15 protein-coding genes, 1 tRNA gene and 1 pseudogene are annotated in these 19,513 nt (G+C 39.0%); 4 read left to right on the forward strand and 13 right to left on the reverse strand.

Annotated elements, in window-relative coordinates; all coding sequences use genetic code 11:
* Positions 1 to 38: 38 nt before the first annotated feature.
* On the reverse strand, positions 39 to 398 hold the full coding sequence (locus tag ACKI4H_RS01455; protein ID WP_407303369.1) for a hypothetical protein: 360 nt from the start codon (positions 396 to 398) through the stop codon (positions 39 to 41).
* Between the two features lie 155 nt (positions 399 to 553).
* Positions 554 to 630: transfer RNA gene (locus ACKI4H_RS01460), tRNA-Met, on the reverse strand.
* Positions 631 to 1,192: 562 nt separating this feature from the next.
* On the opposite strand from ACKI4H_RS01460, the gene ACKI4H_RS01465 reads away from it, so the two are divergent.
* Positions 1,193 to 1,402, forward strand: a complete 210-nt coding sequence (locus ACKI4H_RS01465) for a cold-shock protein (RefSeq protein WP_053577989.1) — start codon at positions 1,193 to 1,195, stop codon at positions 1,400 to 1,402.
* A 96-nt stretch (positions 1,403 to 1,498) separates the two neighbouring features.
* Here the strand turns inward: ACKI4H_RS01465 and ACKI4H_RS01470 are convergent.
* Positions 1,499 to 1,936 (reverse strand): annotated as a pseudogene (locus ACKI4H_RS01470) (Sbal_3080 family lipoprotein).
* A 393-nt stretch (positions 1,937 to 2,329) separates the two neighbouring features.
* Here ACKI4H_RS01470 and ACKI4H_RS01475 point away from each other — a divergent pair.
* Entirely contained in the window at positions 2,330 to 3,553 is a 1,224-nt protein-coding gene (locus ACKI4H_RS01475) for an alpha/beta hydrolase family protein (RefSeq protein WP_407303370.1), read from the forward strand.
* Between the two features lie 446 nt (positions 3,554 to 3,999).
* On the opposite strand, the gene ACKI4H_RS01480 is transcribed toward ACKI4H_RS01475, so the two are convergent.
* The gene (locus tag ACKI4H_RS01480) at positions 4,000 to 8,511 is read right to left on the reverse strand and encodes a translocation/assembly module TamB domain-containing protein (protein WP_407303372.1); all 4,512 of its coding nucleotides are present in this window, start codon (positions 8,509 to 8,511) and stop codon (positions 4,000 to 4,002) included.
* A 29-nt stretch (positions 8,512 to 8,540) separates the two neighbouring features.
* Entirely contained in the window at positions 8,541 to 11,267 is a 2,727-nt protein-coding gene (locus tag ACKI4H_RS01485; RefSeq protein ID WP_407303373.1) for an autotransporter assembly complex protein TamA, read from the reverse strand.
* Between the two features lie 178 nt (positions 11,268 to 11,445).
* Between ACKI4H_RS01485 and ACKI4H_RS01490 the strand changes: the two genes are divergently transcribed.
* Together ACKI4H_RS01490 and coq7 are read left to right on the forward strand one after the other, a co-directional pair.
* Positions 11,446 to 12,768: an MFS transporter gene (locus tag ACKI4H_RS01490; protein WP_407303374.1), complete on the forward strand. Its 1,323-nt coding sequence runs from the start codon at positions 11,446 to 11,448 to the stop codon at positions 12,766 to 12,768.
* 4 nt (positions 12,769 to 12,772) lie between these two features.
* A complete protein-coding gene (gene coq7, locus ACKI4H_RS01495) occupies positions 12,773 to 13,408 on the forward strand; it encodes a 2-polyprenyl-3-methyl-6-methoxy-1,4-benzoquinone monooxygenase (protein WP_407303375.1) in 636 nt (211 codons plus the stop codon).
* Between the two features lie 83 nt (positions 13,409 to 13,491).
* Here coq7 and ACKI4H_RS01500 read toward each other — a convergent pair whose 3' ends face one another.
* From ACKI4H_RS01500 to ACKI4H_RS01535, 8 genes are all read right to left on the reverse strand, one after another.
* Positions 13,492 to 14,067, reverse strand: coding sequence for a DedA family protein (locus tag ACKI4H_RS01500; protein WP_407303376.1), 576 nt, complete (start codon positions 14,065 to 14,067; stop codon positions 13,492 to 13,494).
* An 812-nt stretch (positions 14,068 to 14,879) separates the two neighbouring features.
* Entirely contained in the window at positions 14,880 to 15,305 is a 426-nt protein-coding gene (locus tag ACKI4H_RS01505; RefSeq protein WP_407303377.1) for a hypothetical protein, read from the reverse strand.
* Positions 15,306 to 15,643: 338 nt separating this feature from the next.
* The gene (locus tag ACKI4H_RS01510) at positions 15,644 to 16,081 is read right to left on the reverse strand and encodes a 2-amino-4-hydroxy-6-hydroxymethyldihydropteridine diphosphokinase (protein ID WP_407303378.1); all 438 of its coding nucleotides are present in this window, start codon (positions 16,079 to 16,081) and stop codon (positions 15,644 to 15,646) included.
* On the reverse strand, positions 16,038 to 16,418 hold the full coding sequence (folB, locus tag ACKI4H_RS01515; RefSeq protein ID WP_171538985.1) for a dihydroneopterin aldolase: 381 nt from the start codon (positions 16,416 to 16,418) through the stop codon (positions 16,038 to 16,040). Before folB ends, ACKI4H_RS01510 begins: the two co-directional genes overlap by 44 nt.
* A 141-nt stretch (positions 16,419 to 16,559) precedes the next feature.
* Entirely contained in the window at positions 16,560 to 17,858 is a 1,299-nt protein-coding gene (locus ACKI4H_RS01520; protein ID WP_407303379.1) for an ABC1 kinase family protein, read from the reverse strand.
* 57 nt (positions 17,859 to 17,915) lie between these two features.
* Positions 17,916 to 18,671, reverse strand: a complete 756-nt coding sequence (locus ACKI4H_RS01525) for a HesA/MoeB/ThiF family protein (protein WP_407303444.1) — start codon at positions 18,669 to 18,671, stop codon at positions 17,916 to 17,918.
* A 77-nt stretch (positions 18,672 to 18,748) separates the two neighbouring features.
* Positions 18,749 to 19,174, reverse strand: coding sequence for a DUF4236 domain-containing protein (locus ACKI4H_RS01530; RefSeq protein WP_407303380.1), 426 nt, complete (start codon positions 19,172 to 19,174; stop codon positions 18,749 to 18,751).
* A gap of 9 nt (positions 19,175 to 19,183) precedes the next feature.
* A complete protein-coding gene (locus tag ACKI4H_RS01535; RefSeq protein ID WP_407303381.1) occupies positions 19,184 to 19,357 on the reverse strand; it encodes a hypothetical protein in 174 nt (57 codons plus the stop codon).
* Positions 19,358 to 19,513: the final 156 nt, after the last annotated feature.

Below are 19,513 nucleotides of genomic sequence, written 5' to 3' on the forward strand. Positions count from 1 at the left end.
TAAAAAATTAAATCACGGTAATATAAAAAAACCGTTCTTTAGAACGGTTTGTAATCTGGCATTTTATCATGCGGAGTCGTGATACATTTTTCTATGATTTTTTGCTTGAATTGAGTACGGCTTGCTTCCGGATCTGCAGTAATTTCAGCTAATGGAAACGCGTAAACTTGTTCAATAATATCTAAGATGAAGGTTTTTGTGGTTTCATCTTCAATTTTACTGGCATGTTCTAATGCAGCTGCTTTATCAATTGCATTTTGACGATCATACATAATCGTATTTGCAGCATTTCCCACACTTGTGCAATAGCCTTTCCATTGCTCTTCAGCGGTTAATGGCTTTTTTTCAGCACAACCCACCAAAGCAACCATCACCATTAAAGTGAATAACTTGTTCATGAACCTTCTCCTATTACCTCTATCATAATCAAAGTTAAGGAAAATACGAAATAACGCATCCTTTATACAGGAAAAAATCCAGATTTAGACAAATAAGAGGCATAAAAAAAGCCTAATCTGTGTAGATTAGGCTATAAACTCTTTTATTCTATCGTTGGTAGCGGGAGCTGGATTTGAACCAACGACCTTCGGGTTATGAGCCCGACGAGCTACCAGACTGCTCCATCCCGCATCAACGAGTTAGCTTTATACGCCCTAAAGCATAACAAAGCAAACTTTATTCAGTTTTAAGTGAAAAATAACCCTTTTAAGCATTCATTGCCCTATTTAAGTCCTAAATTCACGATCCATGAAAACCTACCCAGAACTGCTTAAGGCAGGATAAGTATTATTTAATGCATAAGCCAATCAATGAGGAATAAATTAAGTCTTTTATTCAAATTAAGTTCAAATAAGCAGTTTAAATCTATGGAATAGAATCGAGCCATAGCTTTAACTCAAAAAAAGCCCAACCCGACCATAAGATAATTTTTTGATTTAATAGAAATAATTATTTAATTACAAATAGTGGGCATAAAAATCGTCAATTGTTAAATATTAACTTGCACATTTTTAAATATACCTGTATTCTTTATCTCAACTAGAAAAATAGTTTTGTTCTGGTAAATCTTTTTGTATTTCGCAGTTTTAGTCATAATCCTTCGTTTTTCAGATTTAAAGTTCCATTCATATTTTCAAGTTAACATCCGGTTTTTAATTAAGCCAAAAAATATTAAAGTTTATAGGATTGTATTATGTCTAATACTGTTAAAGGTACTGTTAAGTGGTTCAACGAAACTAAAGGTTTCGGTTTTATTCAACAAGAAAACGGTCCTGACGTTTTTGCTCATTTCAGCGAAATCGCTAACTCTGGTTTTAAAACTTTGGCTGAAGGCCAACAAGTTGAATTCAGCATCACTCAAGGTCAAAAAGGCCCGAATGCTGTAAACATCGTAGCACTATAATTCTAAAACCATCCTTACATCTGTAAGGATAGTTTAAGAGTAAAAAGCGAGAGTTAACTCTCGCTTTTGTGCATCTGGACTTTATAAAAACTTAAATTATTCTCGCGGAGTCTTATCTAATAATTGATCGACTAGCTCATTGATTTTAGTCTCGGTACTTCTCCATTTATTAAGAGCCAACCCACCATTTCCTTTTAATCTAAAGGATGCTTCTGATACCTGACGACCGTTTTGTATTAAATTAAATTGTGCAGATACCATATAGGGAGCGAAATCCCAAGATCTTAGCGCTATATAATTCAATGTGGTTTGACAGAAACTTAAATTACCTGTTTCTTGATATGTCTTAGCCAAGATGTGTTGTATCTAGCAAAACTTTTTTCTGCTAGTTAGTCAAAATCCTTAATTATTACTTTTGGATTATGAATAATACACACTTGTTTAATTGAATCTGGATTAAATCCAGTCGTATTATTGACTTGAATAGCAGTACACCCCCGCCAATCCTAATCCCACTATCCCCGCAATTAGTATTTTTTCACTACTTTTCCATTTTTACAAAGTAATAGCAATCTAACAAAAACAATATTTTCTATCATATAAAAAACCGCCCGAAGGCGGTATTAAATAAGGCAGAGAAAATCTTATGGTTATCAGTTTTAAAACCACCAGGTCTAACAGCATTGTTTTTAAGGGTAATTAAGGGGAAGTGATATTTGATCTTGACTGAAACTATGGACTGCCCGTCCTAGACAAATATCCTTTATTCTTGGACTGAGTGCAGGAGGCACAGCCTACTTCATTTCAAATCCTGCCAAGCTTGTTATTATTTAATATAACTTACAAATCTCACAAAAAGTAAATTTAAGTAGCTAATCAAAGCTAATACCTTAAAAACTCTATTATATAAAAATTAAAAATGGTGTTGTGATGAAAATTAAAAATCCTCTCCTAAAGACTGTAGTCGGTTGTGTAGGCTTAGGCTCTGCTGCATATATGCTTGCTTCTCCAATAATTTCTCATAAACGTCATAGTCATAAATGCAAAGATCAATTACCTGAAGTTGCAGCAAAAACATCAGGTACCCTATTTTCTATTCAGGAACAAAGTACCGATTTATTTTCTAATGCCTCGCAACGGTTTTTAATTACTTACCGGAGTCGTGGCATACATTCGGAGCCCATCGTGAGTTCTGGATTCATCCTTTTACCTAAAGGTAAAGCACCCAAAGGCGGCTGGCCTGTCCTAGCCTGGGCACACGGTACAACAGGTGTGGCAGATACTTGTGCACCCTCCGGTGATTATGTAGGTGGACCTGTGCATGCCTATCAGCAACTAGCTGCCAACCCGCTGAATGCCTGGCTGGCTTGTGGCTATGCAGTAGTAGCACCTGACTATCAGGGTTTAGGTACACCGGGTGGCCATCCATATATGAATGCACAAAGCCAGTTACATAGTGTGGTTGATGCCGTCAGGGCAATCCATCTATTAAAGCCTTATCAGTTTAGTAAAAACTGGTATGTTATGGGACATAGTCAAGGGGGCGCTGCCACACTGATGGTAGCCGCTTACGGACAAAAAGATGCACCTGAATTTAATCTACGCGGAGCAATGGCGGTTGCGCCGGGTGGATATCAATATGAAGGGATTGCTAAATATGCAGCCTCTCATCCTCAAATTGAAAAAAGTGTGATTGCATTTCTCCCCATCGTTCTTTTGGGTGCTGAAGCAGCAGAGCCAAGCCTGGATATCATGAATCTACTCAGTCCAGAAATGGGCGAAATTGTTAATCGTGCACGCAATCGTGGTTTGTCAGAATTACAAGCCTCAGTACAAGAAGCGCCCAAAACAGTATTCAAGCCAGATGCAAATCTCAATCCTTTAATTGACTATTCCAAAAAACAGTCCATTGAAAACATGATACCCACCGTACCAGTGATGATTATTCAGGGTGATAAAGATCAGATCGTAGATCCTCATGGTACATATGCTTACTACCAGCAAATTTGTAAAATGGGAAAACCTATCGCATTTCAACCTGTTGAAGGTGCCGATCACCACGGTTCATTAAGTCAAAGCGAATTTATGGTTGCAGACTTTATTAATTCAATTGAACACAAACAATTTAAAAGCACGTGTGGTAAAGAATAATTGGTCAAACTTACAAAGTTAACCTTTAAAGAATGTCCCCCCCGATCCTCATTTTTACATTTTTATTAGAATTGGCTGTGCAACTTGGATAAGGAAGCACAGCAGTAAAACTTTACTCCCCTTCCTTTTCATATTCGATCCATACTTTTGCCACAGCTGCAGATAAATCTTGTGCTAATTTCTTATCCTTGGAAGATTTTCTTTTAGTGATATCACGAACAGCAAAAACCGGTCAGATCGGAGTCACGTTAGATGGCTTGCCCCTTTTCGGCTAATGCAATAGCATCAACATTAGTCTTATTGAGTTTAATCTTAGGCTTATACTACAAATTCGACACTTGCATTTTAAGCCTGAAATCTGTTAACAATCTAAACTCAAATACAGATAAATATCCAAAAATAATTGTATAAAATAAAAACTTATAGATATTAATCTTTTCACACCACTAGAATCGCCAATTATAGAATAAATCTATAGCTCGTTCTAAGGATTGGCTTGCTTCCAGATACAAACGTTTGTTCATTTGATAACGCAAGGTCAATTTATTCACAGGCGTGAACACCCCCACACCATAACGGATAAACAGATCAGGTGTAATATAACCCGTCACACTCACCTGAGTATCGTCACCTGTTCCTTGAGCATCTAGCGCCAAACCGCTTAAACCAAAGGTACGCCCAATCTGATTGGTCAAGGCACGTGTACCGCCTAGGCCCATACTGATACCGGCAGCAGCAATGGTATTATTTACATCGGACTTAAAGCCCTCAGTCTGACTAATACCACTGGTGCCTTCATTAATACGGCCAGTAAGCAATGCATTTAACGCTTCCTGTTCAGATAAACCGGCATCATTATAAAGCTGAATATTTGGACTGATTGCTGTTCCGGTAACCCGTACACCCACTGTGCTACCTTGTACGCTCTTATTGGCATCAATATCTAGAGTTGGGTTAGATAAAGGACCATTGAAACGAGCAATCGCACGGTTTAAATCCAGACTTTGTCCATAGGCTTCAATTGTCACACGTTGGCTAACACCAATTGCACCATTAGCACGCATAGCTGTTTCAAGCCCGCGTTGTGATAAATATAAACGTCCCAGCAATGGAATACGGCTATTAAAACCTTGAAAAATTACTTGATCACCTAGGTTCACCATGACCTCTGCACGAATATCCCATGGTCGAGCTGCTCTCAAGATTGCAAGCTGATCTTGTCCTTCATGAACAATACGTACATCCGATGAAACATTGACTACAGGTGCGGAAGCCTCAGGCATAGAAATTAAGGCACGCGGCACTTCAACCTTGCCATTTAATGTTAATTTTTTATTGAATGGCAAAATATCCAAGGTTAGATCGGGTGTAACGACTGCTGTAATAAGTGGCGCTTGGCGAATGAGTAAGTTTTCACCTTTTAAATGCAACTGAATATGTGGATCATTTTTCCAGTCTACATTACCTGTTAAGGCTCCTACGCCTTGACCACTATTAAATGCCCCATTAATGCTAGCATGATCTTGTTGAATAGATGAATAAACCTGAATATTACTTAAGTTTACAGGCAATGAAATCATGCTGATCGCGCCATCTTTCAGGCGCATTTCACCATTAAATAAAGGCTGAGTCAGTGTTCCTGCGATTTTTCCTGCGAAAGACAAGGTTCCAGCGAGTGACCGAACATCTTGAATAAAAGGCTTAAAGACTTTGAGTTGCACCCGGTCAAACGCCACTTCACCGCGTATGGGTTTGTTGGCTTTATAAGGATCGATAATGACATTGGCATAACCGGCACCAATTTCAGGTGTTTTAACATCTAAACGAATTTGCAAACCTTCGGCTATACTTTTCGCAATTAAACCAATTTCATTATAACGCAAGGTATAACCCACATCTTGAGGGTCTTCCGCTGCAAGGCCAATTACACCATTACGAGTGACCAGTCTTGCATCAATTTTCGGTTTAGCGCCTTGTGCCCATGCTGCCTTTGCGTAACCATTCACTTTACCGGTAATGGCCAAGCCTTCCGGCATAAATGCTGCAAAATCATTTAAATCGACATTTTGGGTAACAAAGGACACATTACCTTTGGTTTTGCTGACACGAATGGGTTGATCAAAACACAGCTGGCTTTGCTGACTTGACCAGCAATGCGCACCGACAAATAACTCAGATTTTGCGGAACTGTAAATGACGGAGGCATTTTGACGTTGCACCAATCGGGCACGTAAAGAATCAAAATCACCTTTCTGGATTTGTCCCAGCCAATCATTTTGTGCATTAAAACCACCGGCCAATTGCACATAAAATTTGGAAATCCTGTTTTCTGCCTGAACTTTCAATATATGGGCTTTACGTGTCCCCGCCAGTGAAATTTCACCTTGCTGAATCTCACGTGTACCACTACGCAAACTTTGCATTTTCGCAGTCATCAGTGTTGGAGTCTGTTCTGAAGTCGGCAACTCACCCTGCACACGTAATTTTTTAACACTGAATAGATTATTAAAACCAAAATTATCGACTGCCAGATTTGCCGTAGCGCGTAAGCGTGGTTGAGATTGCACATTTAAATAACCATAAGCACGACCACGCAGCCCACTATAAACCTCATATAAGGCCGGTGCATTAATTTTTAACCTTAGGTTTTGTGCATTGCCTGTCGCTTGAAGCTGGTTTTTTGCATAGGATAGATACAGATTATTGGCTTCAAATTGTTTAGGTAAAAAACCTTTTTGATTTGAATCGATCACTATCGCCAAATTACCTGTTCCACGAACGGGTTTATTGTTGATGATACCGGCTAAATTTAATTTTTCGATATTAATACGCTTTAATTTATCTGACCAAACCCCATCAGTTTTGATATTCCCCGATAATTCACCACGTACAGACGACACAAAATAATGTGGTTTAAATCGAACCAAGGAAGCATTTACGTTCCAGCCAATGCCATTTTTAAGATTGACCAAACCAGTGGCAAAAATCTTCCCGGCAATACCTGCATGCTGCAATTCAGCAATTTTGATCAGTTCAGGTGTACCTGAAACTTTAAACTTGAGTAAGCCTTTACTTGCCTGAATATTACTTGCATTCAGCGCCCCATCATAATTTACAGCAAAACTTTTAAAACCACCGCCTAACTTTTCATTATTGAAAATCAGGGCTACCGTACTACGCCCGGTTAAACGGACAGTTTCATTATTTTGCTGTGCAAGACGACCCGTTAAGTTAATGCCATTTAACTGAATAATTTGCTGATTCGGTTTGGCAAAACCATTGGCTTTGATTTGTCCATTCAACAAGTTTACCGGTGCAGCATCTGCTATATTTTGTGGATTAAAATTTTTGGCATTAATAGTTGCATTCCATTTTAATTGGCGCTTTTCAGTCGGTAAGTCGACTTTGCCACTTCCGCTTAAGCTGCCTTTACCGGCCACATAGCTAAAACTCGGCACATTTAAATTATTATTTTTAAGGTTGAGTTTCGCCTTGTAGAACCCTTCTGGCAATATACCTTTATCATTTTTAGTCACAGTCGTTGCGACATGAATATCTTGACTGCCTTTCACCAAGGCCATTTGCACATCACCTGATTTACTGCTTAACCAACCTACATAGGGCACGGCGCGGTCAATATTTTCCCAGGCAACATCAAGTAGCATCGGATTAGGCTTTTTACCTTTTTGCTCGGCTTGATCGAGTTTGAGCTTCCAGGTTTCATAACGGTCAAAATCAACCAATGCAGTTAAATGCAAGCCTTTTTCGAGAGTACCTTTAGAGGCAATTCTACCATCCAGACTGGGCGGTAAAAAATCCTGAACAACTTGAGGAATCAGTTTGTCTTTAGGATTAATTTTGTCAAGACGACCATTCACATCCCAAGTCACCTGATCTTTCCAGCTCACCATACCTGCGACATTCACAGCGCCGTTCATAAGCTGGCCATTTAAATTGCTAATATCGAGCTGATGGACTAAATCGGTATGCATGCTACCGTTATACTGACCTTGCGGAATATTCTTGCCACTTAAATCAGTCACAACATCGATATTTAAACGCTCAATATCACCATTAAATTTCGCCACACCCTCTTTGGTAAACAGCTTTTGTTCAGTCATTAATGGCCAGTGATATTGTTTGAACTGCAACTCGCCAAACATCGGTACATGTTTACGTACGGGATGGAGCACCACCCAACCAGTTAACAGATCAGGCGTATTGGTGGCCACACCGGCTTGGATCGTATCCAGAGTACCTCGAGCCACCACTTTAATATCATGAATATTCAGGCTTTTATTTAATGAGGGTATATTCAGATCACCCACAGCATTTAAAGGATACTTTCCTTCAAACTGCATGTTTCCTGTAGCATTTTTTACCGATAGATAACCCATATCCATGCGGGAATCTTCAAACTTAAGCTCCGTACCTGACCAAAGTGCCTGATTCAAGTGGATATCATTAAATTTAACGCTAGTAGATGAGGTTTTAATCACCAGATGATCAACATCTGCCGTGTCCAAACGCAAAACAAAAGGTAAGCGGATTTCATTAAATTTAAAGGGCTCATCACTTGCCGGATTCTTGCTGATAATTTGCAGATTACGTACATCGGCACGATTCAAATGAATTTCTTTTTTCAAGATGGCGCGCCAACCCAAAGTCACATCGGCACGATCAATTTTGACATCCACAGGTTTTAAAGTGATCAGAATATTTTTTAGAATAATACCTTTTAACAGATTACCGCCTTCATATTCATAATGAATAATCTGCTGGCGTTCCAATACTCGATCCAGTAAAAATTTACTGCCTTTATCCGTAGTAAACATGACAGCGAAAGAAGCAATAAGCAGAACCAACACAATAAGGAGTGTGAATAACACACTCCTTAAAATACGACGTTTTTTTGGTCGAGGGGTTTCTGTTTCTGGTTGCTGTTCTACTTCCGCCATAATGCTCTCTAAAACCTAAAATTTATAATTTATAATTGTGAACCAATAAAGAAATGAATGCGGACTGGATGATCGGGATCAGAAATGCCTGAAGCCACATCTACACGAATTGGACCAATTGGCGATGCCCAACGCACCCCTAAACCGACACTATATGCAGTGGGCGTATTAAAATCTTTGTCGTATGCATTTCCTACATCACTAAATACGGCTGCACGCCAGCCTTCTTTAAATTGATAGTTATATTCCAAGGAACCCACAGCTAAAGCTTGGCCGCCCAGTTTAAATCCATTTTCTTCTGGCGATAAACTTTTATAGTCAAAACCGCGAATAGTTTGATCCCCACCCGTAAAATAACGCAGATTATAAGGAACTTTAGTAAAATCTTCTGTAAAGATATAACCTACGTCACCACGCCCCACAAACTGATGGTTATCATTTTCACCTAATGAATAAATAAAATGCCAACCTGCATTTACAATGGCCATATCGGCATCAGACAGTAAACTTTCACTGCCGACTTCCACTTTATAAGTCTGTTTAAAACCTTTGCCTGGGTTGACGCGTTTATCACTGGTGGTACGAGAAACCTCATAACCAAATAATAAGGACTGTTGCTGCTCATTCGGATTTGCTAAAAATGCATCAGGAATTTCTTCAGCATCTAGCACCCCATCTTGTGTAATACGATCTAAACGATAACGCATACCAAAAGTATGTTGCCAGCTTCCGCGCGGTCTTTTAATAATTCGATCTACACCCGCGACTGCAGATTCAATCATCAATCCATTACCTTGTGCAACATCATCCCGTTCTTCACGCTCATAACCGCCCACCAGACTAATATAGTCATTTAATGGATGGTTATAAGGAATACTATAACGGCCGTCAATTGACTGGCGGATTTTGGATACTTCCAGATTGGCATCAAATGAATGGCCACGGCGGTTTACAATGGCGCGGCGATACTGAGCACGGACACGAGCACCGGTATCACTACCATAACCGGCACCAACTTCTGCAGTATTTAAACGGTCGGCATTTAAAGTGACAATCACCGGAATTTTCTTTTCTTCACGTGCTTGAACTTTTAAGCGTTCTTCTTCAGATTGTTTGGCTTCCTGTTCTACGTGCATTTGACGCAGATTTTGATCAGCTTCTGCCCCTGTTTTACCCGCAAATTGTGTCTCATCTACAACCGACTGAGTGACTTCCTTGGCAGAAGCGACTTGTTTCTTGTCCTGAATACTCGCTTCATTTTCCGATATTTTTTGCTGATCCACCAATGCTTGAATATCAGGCGGGAGCTCTAGCGGTTTTTCAATCGGATCGGGACGTACCGCATCCACCAAAGTGTAATTAAAATAACGTGAGTTGGTTAAGTTATTGGCTAGATTATTGACACGCCAAAAGGTGTAATCTGAGCCATCTTTCCATGGCACCATACTTTGCAATACATCCATATCGATCGGGAAAGGTTTCGATGGATCACTCATACGAAATTCAGCAGGCCCTAATTTATAGCGGTCACCTGTTTCAAAACGTAAATTCACATCGGCAGTATTTTGCGGCAAGGCAACTTTTACATCATGTAAACGCCAATAACTGTCAAAATAACCATTATTGGTCGCTGCATCATTAATTCGTTTTTTGGTTTGTTCATATAAACCTTGATTAAAAATATCACCCACCTCTTGATCAGGTAATACACGAATGACCTGAAACTGCGCTTGTTGTTCACCTGCGCCACTAAAGTCAACGTTCTGTTCTTTAATTTGCACAGGTTCATTCGGCGTTACTCTAACGCGAACACGGTTTTCACTGAGTTTTTCAAATTTAAATTCAGCATTATAAAAACCCACTGCTTGCGCTGCCTGATTCGACATGGCTCTTAATTGTGGTAGCGCGGAAGGAAAATCACTAAAGGATTCCTGAGTAAAACTGGAAAGCTTGCCTTTAATATTGGTTTGCAGATTTTCTAATGCTTGAGCATAGGCTTTGTTTGAAACTTCACTGCTGTTTTGGACTGAGGTAAATACCACATCCGCACTAATACGCGGAACTTTCACAGTATTTAATTGACGTGAAGGTCGTATTTTATAGAACCAGCGCTTAAAAAAATTGGGTTCTTCAATTTCATCCGCAGGCATAATTTCAGGTAAAGTTCTCGCCGCCTCATTGGCTTCAACCACAATTTTGCTATCGTTTTGAATACTCGACATCAATTGATCGACGTTCACCGGTGCCTGATTAATTTCAACCAGTTCTTGCTGCGTTGCATCAGAAACCACCACCTCTGCGCTCTGTCCTGCACGGTAAAGCTGTGCTTGATTTTTCGCATTTTCAGCCTCGCGAAAAATTTCGTCTGCCATGCTTTGGCTGACTGGCTCAATCGGCAGTTCTTCTAAATCTTCAAATTCGATAGGCTTAAATTCTGCTAGCGTTGGTCCTGCCTGTTCTTGTTGTTGCAGCATTTGCACACTATCAGGTTCGGCTTGTTTTTCTTGAAAGTTTTCAATTTTTTCAATTTCTTCAGCACTGTCCATACCTTGCTTGACAGCTTCACTCTTGAGTTGTTGTTCAAGTTCTTTTTGAGGGGGCATTGTCTCGGGTGATTCAACTTGTGCAAAACCTTGCTGTGCAAGTAATATTAAAAAGAGACTTAAACAAAGTTGTTTATGTGGATTATCCCACTGTATGAAAGAATTGACACTTAGTGTAAGAGTCGACTTTTTAAAATTCAGTTTTGAAAGCATAAAGAACTCTAAACGAATATAATATTTATAATGGAAATGACCAATATTCGCTTGCTAACAAACTTAAATCTATTGGAATTTTCACTAAAGTATAGGTTTAAAACATAATACATGATTTTTTATAGTGTTTTACCAAATGCTCACATTTCTTAATAAAACTTAATGAAGTCCCAAAACCATGGAAAAAAATGAACATCTTTTAGGCACACGTCGATTTTTACCGATGTTCGTCACTCAATTTTTCGGTGCATTGAATGACAATGTCTATAAACAATCCTTATTACTGGTCATTACCTATGGTTGGATCAATCAGCAAAGCGCTAGTGTCAGCACCCTGAACAATCTCGCAGCTTTGTTGTTTATTTTACCCTATTTTATATTTTCTGCCACAGCCGGACAGATTGCAGATAAATATGAACGTTCACAACTTGTACGCGGTATTAAAATACTCGAAATTGTAATTATGTTGATTGGCTCTGCTGGCTTTTTACTGGGTCATTTGTGGCTATTGTTAATTGCTTTATTTTTAATGGGTGTGCATTCAACCTTCTTCGGGCCAATTAAGTATGCCATTTTACCTGAAATATTAAAGCCAAATGAGCTGATGTCCGGAAATGCCCTGTTTCAGTCTGGCACTTCCATGGCCATTTTAATGGGTATGATTTTAGGGGGTGCGGTGATTTCTGCATCGAATGGCAATCTGATCTGGATCAGCCTGACTGTGGTCACCATTGCTGTGCTAGGTTATATCTCGAGTCGTTTTGTATTAAAGCAAAATGTAAGCTCACCTGACATTAAAATTGACTGGAACTTTTTTAGAACCAGTTTTCAAACCTTGAAATATGCCAAAAGCTTACCGATCATTTTTCTAATTTTATTAGGCAATTCCTGGTACTGGTTTTATGGAGCAACCTATCTGACCCAAATTCCCCAGTTAACGCAGCAAAATCTACATGCTTCTGAAAATGTCGTGAGTCTGCTTTTAACTTTCTTCTCTGTGGGGATTGGTGTCGGTTCATTATTGTGCCGTAGAATTGGCGGTACAGAGGTGAACTTGAAGATGGTACCGATTGGTGCCATTGGCTTAACGGTTTTTGCTTTTTATTTAGCCGCAAGTCTGGCTTTTGTACCTGAACGTAGCGGTGACATGTTAGGTTTAAAAGAGGTATTTACCCAAGGCTGGAGCTATTACCATGTCATGCTTGCCGTGACCTTGCTGGGAATTAGTGGCGGTTTTTATATCGTACCTTTATATGCCATGATGCAGGCCTTTTCTCCGCGCTCACATCGTGCGCGTGTGGTGGCTGCGAATAACATCCTCAATGCCGTATTCATGGTATCCTCTGCTATATTTTCGATTATCATCTTAAGTATCTTCAAGATTGATATTAAAATACTTTTCAGTATTACCGCCATTCTCAGCGCCATTTTCACTACATGGCTCCTGTTTAGGCTCAAGCCAATGCTTGCAGCACAGCAACAAGAAGCTTTAGAGGATTAATTTTATGCGTCAATATACCGGTATCGACAAATTTATTCATTCGTTTGACCAGGCGCTTCGCAGCTTGGTTCCGGGAACGACCTCTGCACATCGTGAAAATCCGGGCAGTACTGTTGAAACAAAACTCGGTGTCAGTGAAGCACGTCATGTTGCTGGTTTAATGCGGGTGAATCATAGTGGTGAAGTTTGTGCACAAGCGCTTTATCATGGTCAGGCGCTGACTGCAAAACTACCCAATGTACGCCGTGAAATGGAACAGGCCGCGATTGAAGAGCAAGATCATTTGGCCTGGTGTGAAGACCGTTTGAAAGAACTGGATAGCCATACCAGTTTATTCAATCCAGTCTGGTACGGTTTATCATTTGGTATGGGTGCGATTGCAGGAATTGCCGGCGATAAATACAGCTTAGGTTTCGTGGCCGAAACTGAACGTCAAGTTAGTCTACATTTACAAGACCATATCAAACAGTTGCCTGAACAAGATGAACGTTCGCGTAAAATTTTGGTACAGATGAATGAAGATGAATTGCATCATAGAGATACAGCGTTGAATGCTGGCGGTGTGGATTTACCTGCCCCTGTGCGTATTACCATGACGGCAATTTCTAAGTTGATGACCAAGACCAGTTACTATATTTAACTGATTTTTGAATGATTAAACGCCCGTATTATTGCGGGCTTTTTATGCTTTTTTTACTCAGCACATTTAAAATGTAGTTTAAATTATTTTTTTTGGCGGCAATAAATAAAAATACTGTAAGCAATACGTAATATTAAAATACAAGCAATGACACTGCCGACAATATAAAAATCTTGATGATAAGGTAAAATTTTCTGCCAGAACACATGCAACCAATGGCTGAGCTGCAAGCCAACACTCACAATCACAAATGCCCAAATAAAACAGGCGACAATATTCACGAGCATATATTTCAATAAAGGATAGCCTTTAATCCCAATTGAAATAGGTAAAATCGTACGCAGCCCCCAGGCAAACCGCATCAGAAAAATAGTCAAAACAGGATAATGTTCAATAAATTGGCTTGATTGCTCAAACTTTTGCGCAAGTCTCGGCTTTTTTTGAATAAAGCCGATGCCATAGTGCCTGCCGATCTGATAATAGAGTTGATCCCCTAAAAACCCACCCAGCATGGCAACAATAATTAATAACCAGAAATTGAAGACATGCTGATGTACAGCGTAGGCTCCCAGCATGAGAACAGTTTCACCTTCAAAGAAGCTACCAAGCAAAATGGCAAAATAACCATAGTGTTGGATGAGATCAGTCCAGTTCATCATTTTTTATGTGTCTGATAACAATTTTACTATGTTCGCCATATCACTATTCACCGCCAAGACAAATTTGGTTGCTTTTTTAAGCGTTTATATTTCATCAATAAAATAAAATGATTTCTCTGCCTATTTAAAATCCAAGTCGCTGAATGCATGAAAATTGTTTCAGACAAGTGTCAGGTTCAACTTAGTCACAATTGATAGAGTCAGCTATTATGCAGATGAATCTTTTTATGTGCCTAAAAATACTCAATTTAAAATCATCACTGATAACATAATCGATTATGTTTACCATCGTTAAGATTGTCAGCAACCTGCATTACACAATAATTGATCAAGCATAAAAAAGCCCAACATCCTGTTGGGCTTTTTCGTGTTTGCTGCTTAGGTATAACTCCTGTCGTACCGCACATTCCTTATGTTGTTTTTTATTGTTTTTATAGTTTGGAACATCCTGTTCTCTATGTCCCTATCATAAGAAATAAACCCTAGATCGCCTAGACGCAAAGGGCTGTAATTGTTGTGAGTATATGCGTACAAGATCGGCTAAAAACTGTCCCCTTTTTATCCGCAAAAATTGAAGATTCTTTCTGATCTCGGAAGATTGATAACTTACAAAAAGCATTAATTTTATTGGCGTAATATATCATTTGTGATTAAAAAAAATCCGACTTGTTTCCAAGCCGGAATTCTGCTGATATTTCTAGTTTTTCTTTTATTTTAACTTGTTGATATTAAAATATTATTTCAATTATTTTTTGTATAACGTGCCTTATGTTAATTTTAGGAATATTTAAGAATCTCTATTAAGTAGTTTGTTAAATAGCTTTTGATTTCTTATCTTTTAGGCTAATCAGAAATAGCCAATAACATAAGCCTGGAAATAGAACCATAAGAATGGTTTGTATATTCGTGTACATCATCCACCATTCTTCAGAAATTTCTCCCGTATGACCCCATCCCAAAAGAATAAAAAATGGTGTAGCAACAGCTAGAGAGCTTATACAGATAGTTAGTAAGTTGAGAGCGAAATAACGATCTAAAAGAATAGAGAACAAAAAAGTGAGTGGTACAGTTAAAATACAATAAGCTAAATAAACAAGAGTATGCCCTACAAAAACCACAAAAATTGAATATAGGCTGTATTCACGATTCATTATGATAAAGAACAATGCTGCAAAGAAAAGTAATGGTAACGGAGCAAGTAATAGGGCTTTTACTATTTTTTCTTTTGAGTATTTCATTAACTTAATTCTCTTCTTTACTCGATAAATATTACCACTATATCGATTCTCGCAAAGAGCTTTGCCTCTGTAAATGTAAAATTTTTTATAAATCATTAGTTTAATTAAAATAAAAAAGCCCCATCCTTACAGATCAGGTTTTTTGAATGATTTTTCACGTTTTGCATCTAAAATTCGATCATTTTTTTACAATTTTAATCAGTCAAATTCTACCAACACTCACCTATTGCCATATTCTCTGTTGTTAGAGCAACTCGAATTATACTTTTAGATTAAAGTCATGATTTGCTTAGGCTATTTTAAAACTAAAATTCGTCTTCTGATGAACTTAGTTAAAGTTAATCTACACAATGCACAATAGGAAATTCATGCTTTTCGTGTAGAAACTCAACACTCTGCCAAATATCCAGCATTGGGATTTTGACATCAGTTGCGAGGGGTAATTTCTTCGGATTAAATTGCATATGGGACAAGTCTTCTCCCCATGCAATGAGATCCACATCCAAAGAAATTTGATGCGATGGACGTACACGACCTGAATCATCTTCCATTTTTTTAAGGATGGAGGTCATTTCTTCAACGCTCATTTCACTTTTGAGCAAACACGCAGCATTCCAATAATCTGCACCAATGCCATCACGACATGGAATTAAATAAATTTCAGAACATTTAACCTGTCCAATTTTAGCAATCTGGGCAAATGCCTGCTTAAAATGGTGTTCAGGATGACAATTACTCGCCAGAGCTAAGGCGAATATCGTTTCGGTGGCGTTCAAGACGAATTCCTACAGAATTTGCTTGCGCGATAATGGCAGGCTTACGGATCGTAATCATAATCGATTCAACCGCAGGAAAGGTAGTAAAAAGCGCATTGAGAACGAGCATTGCTGCATGTTCAATCAATTTTGGCTGTGCTTTTTGAATAACCGTAGCAGAAATTTCGCAAATTTCTGCATAATTCAGCGTATGTTCCAGTTCATCAGAATGAGAGGCTTGTTCCAAACTGGTCTGAATGGTCATATCAAGCATTAAAGGCTGGATGATTTGACGTTCCCAATTGAAACATCCCACCACTGTTTCGACCTTTAAACCTTCAATGATAATTGCATCCATATTTTTACCCTTAACTGACTTTGATTTTTTAATCCCTCCCAACCTCCCTTTTTAAAAGGAAAGCCCCCTTCTTGCACTTCGGCTTAAAGCAGTGCTTAAGCCTTGTTCAGGGGGATTTAGGGGGATTTTCTTAAAAAGAACTTAGTTTTTTAACAGCACATTTGGATCAAGAGTTTGCACCATTTGCAATCTTTGGTCTGCATAAATATCGGTATACGGCGCAAGGATGCGCATAAAGCGATCGAAATACAGCATTTGTTTAAACAGCAAGGCAAAGTCACGCGGGAAGCGAATACCGTGACGTTCACCTACTCCCACCATATCCATCATGATGTCATTTAAATCAGCAGGATTTGAAGTCAACAATTCCTGTGGGTCTGATAAAAGCACCCCACTAAATAGGCGTTCTAGGTCAGCTGCAAGTACTTGAGTATCAATCTGCTTATCCGTCATGCCCATTTTCAGCATGTTTTCTGCCATTAAGTTGTAATCAGTCTTTTGCAGTGCATCCATAAATGCGATACAGGCTGTCCACACTTCAGGATCAAGCTGACCGACAATACCAAAATCGATAAAACCGACACGACCATCTTCCAGCAACATCAGATTGCCTGCATGCAAATCTGCATGAAAGCTCTTACACATCATCAAGCTGCCAAACCAGGTATTCATGGCAGTAATTAATACTTGGGATGGATCTTTAGAGACTTTTTTTACCACATCAAAGTCAGTCAATGGTACGCCATACAAGCGTTGCATGGTCAAAACACGACGGGTTGAATATTGATGATAGACCTTTGGCGCAGTCGCTTTTGAGTTTTGAGTCACATTCAGATAATTGACGAAATCATCTAGATTTTGCGCTTCTTCAATAAAATCGACTTCACGTACCATACGGGTTTTAATCTCATCGACAATATCAGCAAGTGATGCAAATTTTACTTTCGGTACTGCTTTTTCCAAAATTTTGGTGGCCCAGTGCAAGACATTTAAGTCAGTGTACAGAATGGTTTCTACACCCGGCTTTTGCACTTTAATAACCACATCTTCGCCCGTCACCAGTTTAGCTGCATGAACTTGTGCAATAGAGGCTGAAGCTAAAGGCTTTTCATCAATCGAAGCAAAGATTTCATCCAAGTTTCTGCCTGCAAATTCAGAAGCCAACACCCCTTGCACATAACTAAAAGGTAAAGATGGAGTTTGATCTAGACACCCTTGAAATTCTTCAACATATTCACGTGGAAACAGTGAAGGTGTACTGGCAATAAACTGCCCAAGTTTAATATAGGTTGAACCCAGTGATTCAAAAGTTTCACGCATCAGTTTTGCGTTACTTGGTTTTTCTGTGGCGTATTTAATGCCTGCTTTAGCTGCAATGACAGCTGTTTCCCCAACACGGGCAACCGAACGCAGTCCATCTAACCAGATATTGTTTTTCATAATGTCAGCTTAGAATTAAATTGTAGTGAGTGTAGCAAAAAATATTCGTTTGCAGGCCTATCTTGCCTGACAGATTGGACAATCTGTATCTTTTTCGAAAGCGAGCAAGCGTTGTTTCATGCTTAATCCGTCCCAAAGCATCAGTTTTTGCTTAAGTGGTGTTTTACCCAAACCTAAATACAGCAATGCGTGATGCGCCTGCAAGCTTGCCATCACATTTGGTGTTGTGGCTAATACGCCAGAATCGGCACAGCGCAGGTTTTCATTAGCTTGTTGTTCTTTGGGAAATAGACATTCATAACAGGCCGATTCCCCTTCAACCATAAACAGTTGCCCCTGAAAACCAATCGCTGAAGCACTGATTAAAGGCACATTGAATTGCTTGCAAACTTGATTGACCAAATAACGTGTGATGAAGTTATCGCAGCCATCCAAAACCAAATCTTGATTTGAAATGAGTTGTTCTGCATTGCTTTGATCCAATTTTACCGTTTGCGATTCAACGCGAATATGCGGATTAATCTGCCTCAAACGTTTAGCCAGTATTTCAGATTTATAGAAACCAATATTTTCTTCTACATAGGCTATTTGCCGTTGCAGGTTACTCATCTCAATCGTGTCGGCATCAATTAAGGTAATTTGCCCTACACCTGCACGGGCTAGAAGTTCTGCGGTTGTACAACCGATTCCACCGCAACCGACAATCAAGACATTGACGAGTTTGAGTTTTTCCTGTGCTTCAATATCCCAGCCATCAAGAAGAATTTGACGGCTATAAAGATGCATTTCGTCATCACTTAACTCTAAGTCCATATCGAGTGGGTTGGTCACTTGGTTATCCTATGTAAGCTTAACGCCAAAAACAGAGAATGATTATAGTGTAGGACACATCAAGACTTCATCATTAAAATGAATAAAATCATCCATCCAAAACTGACCACTCTAGCCAAAGCCGTATGACCTTGTCTTAAGGTAAACCACGAAAATATATAGGGAAGAAAAAAGATTCCCAATCCGAGTAGAACTGATACCTTACGGCTATCATTTTGATAATTTAAAGGTAGAGGCATATCATTATTAAATAAGGCCTGAGGCTGTTCTCTAAGTTTTTGTTGCTTATTGGTGGTTTTAAATGATTGATGTGAGCTATAAGAAAGTCCTGTACCGGGTATACCAACCGTAGTTCTTGTACCTTTCTTCCCCACACTTACCCGCGCACCTTTTCCACCTACAGAAACACTACTTATGCCTTTCTTCCCCACATTTAAACGAACACCTGGAGCAATTTTAAAACTTTTACGAAAATTTAATCCCATAAGACCTCCTTATCTGCAGGTTTTCTTAGATGTACTCATTGAACCATCCTGACAAATAAATTTCGCTCCCTGACAGTGGCTAATACCGCCTTTTTTTCCCGAACAAGGTTGACGGCCTTTTCCTGCTTCTACAGATGTACTCACACATAAAGCCAATAAACTTAAAAATAATATTTTATTCATTTCCACCCCTAATAAAGATTTAAGATACTAATTTTAAAGAAAAATATAAAGTTAATATTCTCTATCTCTACTTTTTATAATTTAAAGCATTGCTAAACATATTTTCGAGATAAAAAAAGCACCCTTTCGGGCGCAAGAGTATGGAATTTTTAAAGA

It is taken from the genome of Acinetobacter sp. (assembly GCF_045628685.1).
Taxonomy (GTDB): Bacteria; Pseudomonadota; Gammaproteobacteria; order Pseudomonadales; family Moraxellaceae; genus Acinetobacter.

Bases quoted from the DNA above. Each gene is read 5' to 3' on its own strand.
- ACKI4H_RS01455 (WP_407303369.1), bottom strand. From the start codon at position 398: ATGAACAAGTTATTCACTTTAATGGTGATGGTTGCTTTGGTGGGTTGT.
- ACKI4H_RS01465 (WP_053577989.1), top strand. From the start codon at position 1,193: ATGTCTAATACTGTTAAAGGTACTGTTAAGTGGTTCAACGAAACTAAA.
- ACKI4H_RS01480 (WP_407303372.1), bottom strand. From the start codon at position 8,511: ATGGCGGAAGTAGAACAGCAACCAGAAACAGAAACCCCTCGACCAAAA.
- ACKI4H_RS01485 (WP_407303373.1), bottom strand. From the start codon at position 11,267: ATGCTTTCAAAACTGAATTTTAAAAAGTCGACTCTTACACTAAGTGTC.
- ACKI4H_RS01490 (WP_407303374.1), top strand. From the start codon at position 11,446: ATGGAAAAAAATGAACATCTTTTAGGCACACGTCGATTTTTACCGATG.
- coq7 (WP_407303375.1), top strand. From the start codon at position 12,773: ATGCGTCAATATACCGGTATCGACAAATTTATTCATTCGTTTGACCAG.
- ACKI4H_RS01500 (WP_407303376.1), bottom strand. From the start codon at position 14,067: ATGATGAACTGGACTGATCTCATCCAACACTATGGTTATTTTGCCATT.
- ACKI4H_RS01505 (WP_407303377.1), bottom strand. From the start codon at position 15,305: ATGAAATACTCAAAAGAAAAAATAGTAAAAGCCCTATTACTTGCTCCG.
- folB (WP_171538985.1), bottom strand. From the start codon at position 16,418: ATGGATGCAATTATCATTGAAGGTTTAAAGGTCGAAACAGTGGTGGGA.
- ACKI4H_RS01520 (WP_407303379.1), bottom strand. From the start codon at position 17,858: ATGAAAAACAATATCTGGTTAGATGGACTGCGTTCGGTTGCCCGTGTT.
- ACKI4H_RS01525 (WP_407303444.1), bottom strand. From the start codon at position 18,671: ATGGACTTAGAGTTAAGTGATGACGAAATGCATCTTTATAGCCGTCAA.
- ACKI4H_RS01530 (WP_407303380.1), bottom strand. From the start codon at position 19,174: ATGGGATTAAATTTTCGTAAAAGTTTTAAAATTGCTCCAGGTGTTCGT.
- ACKI4H_RS01535 (WP_407303381.1), bottom strand. From the start codon at position 19,357: ATGAATAAAATATTATTTTTAAGTTTATTGGCTTTATGTGTGAGTACA.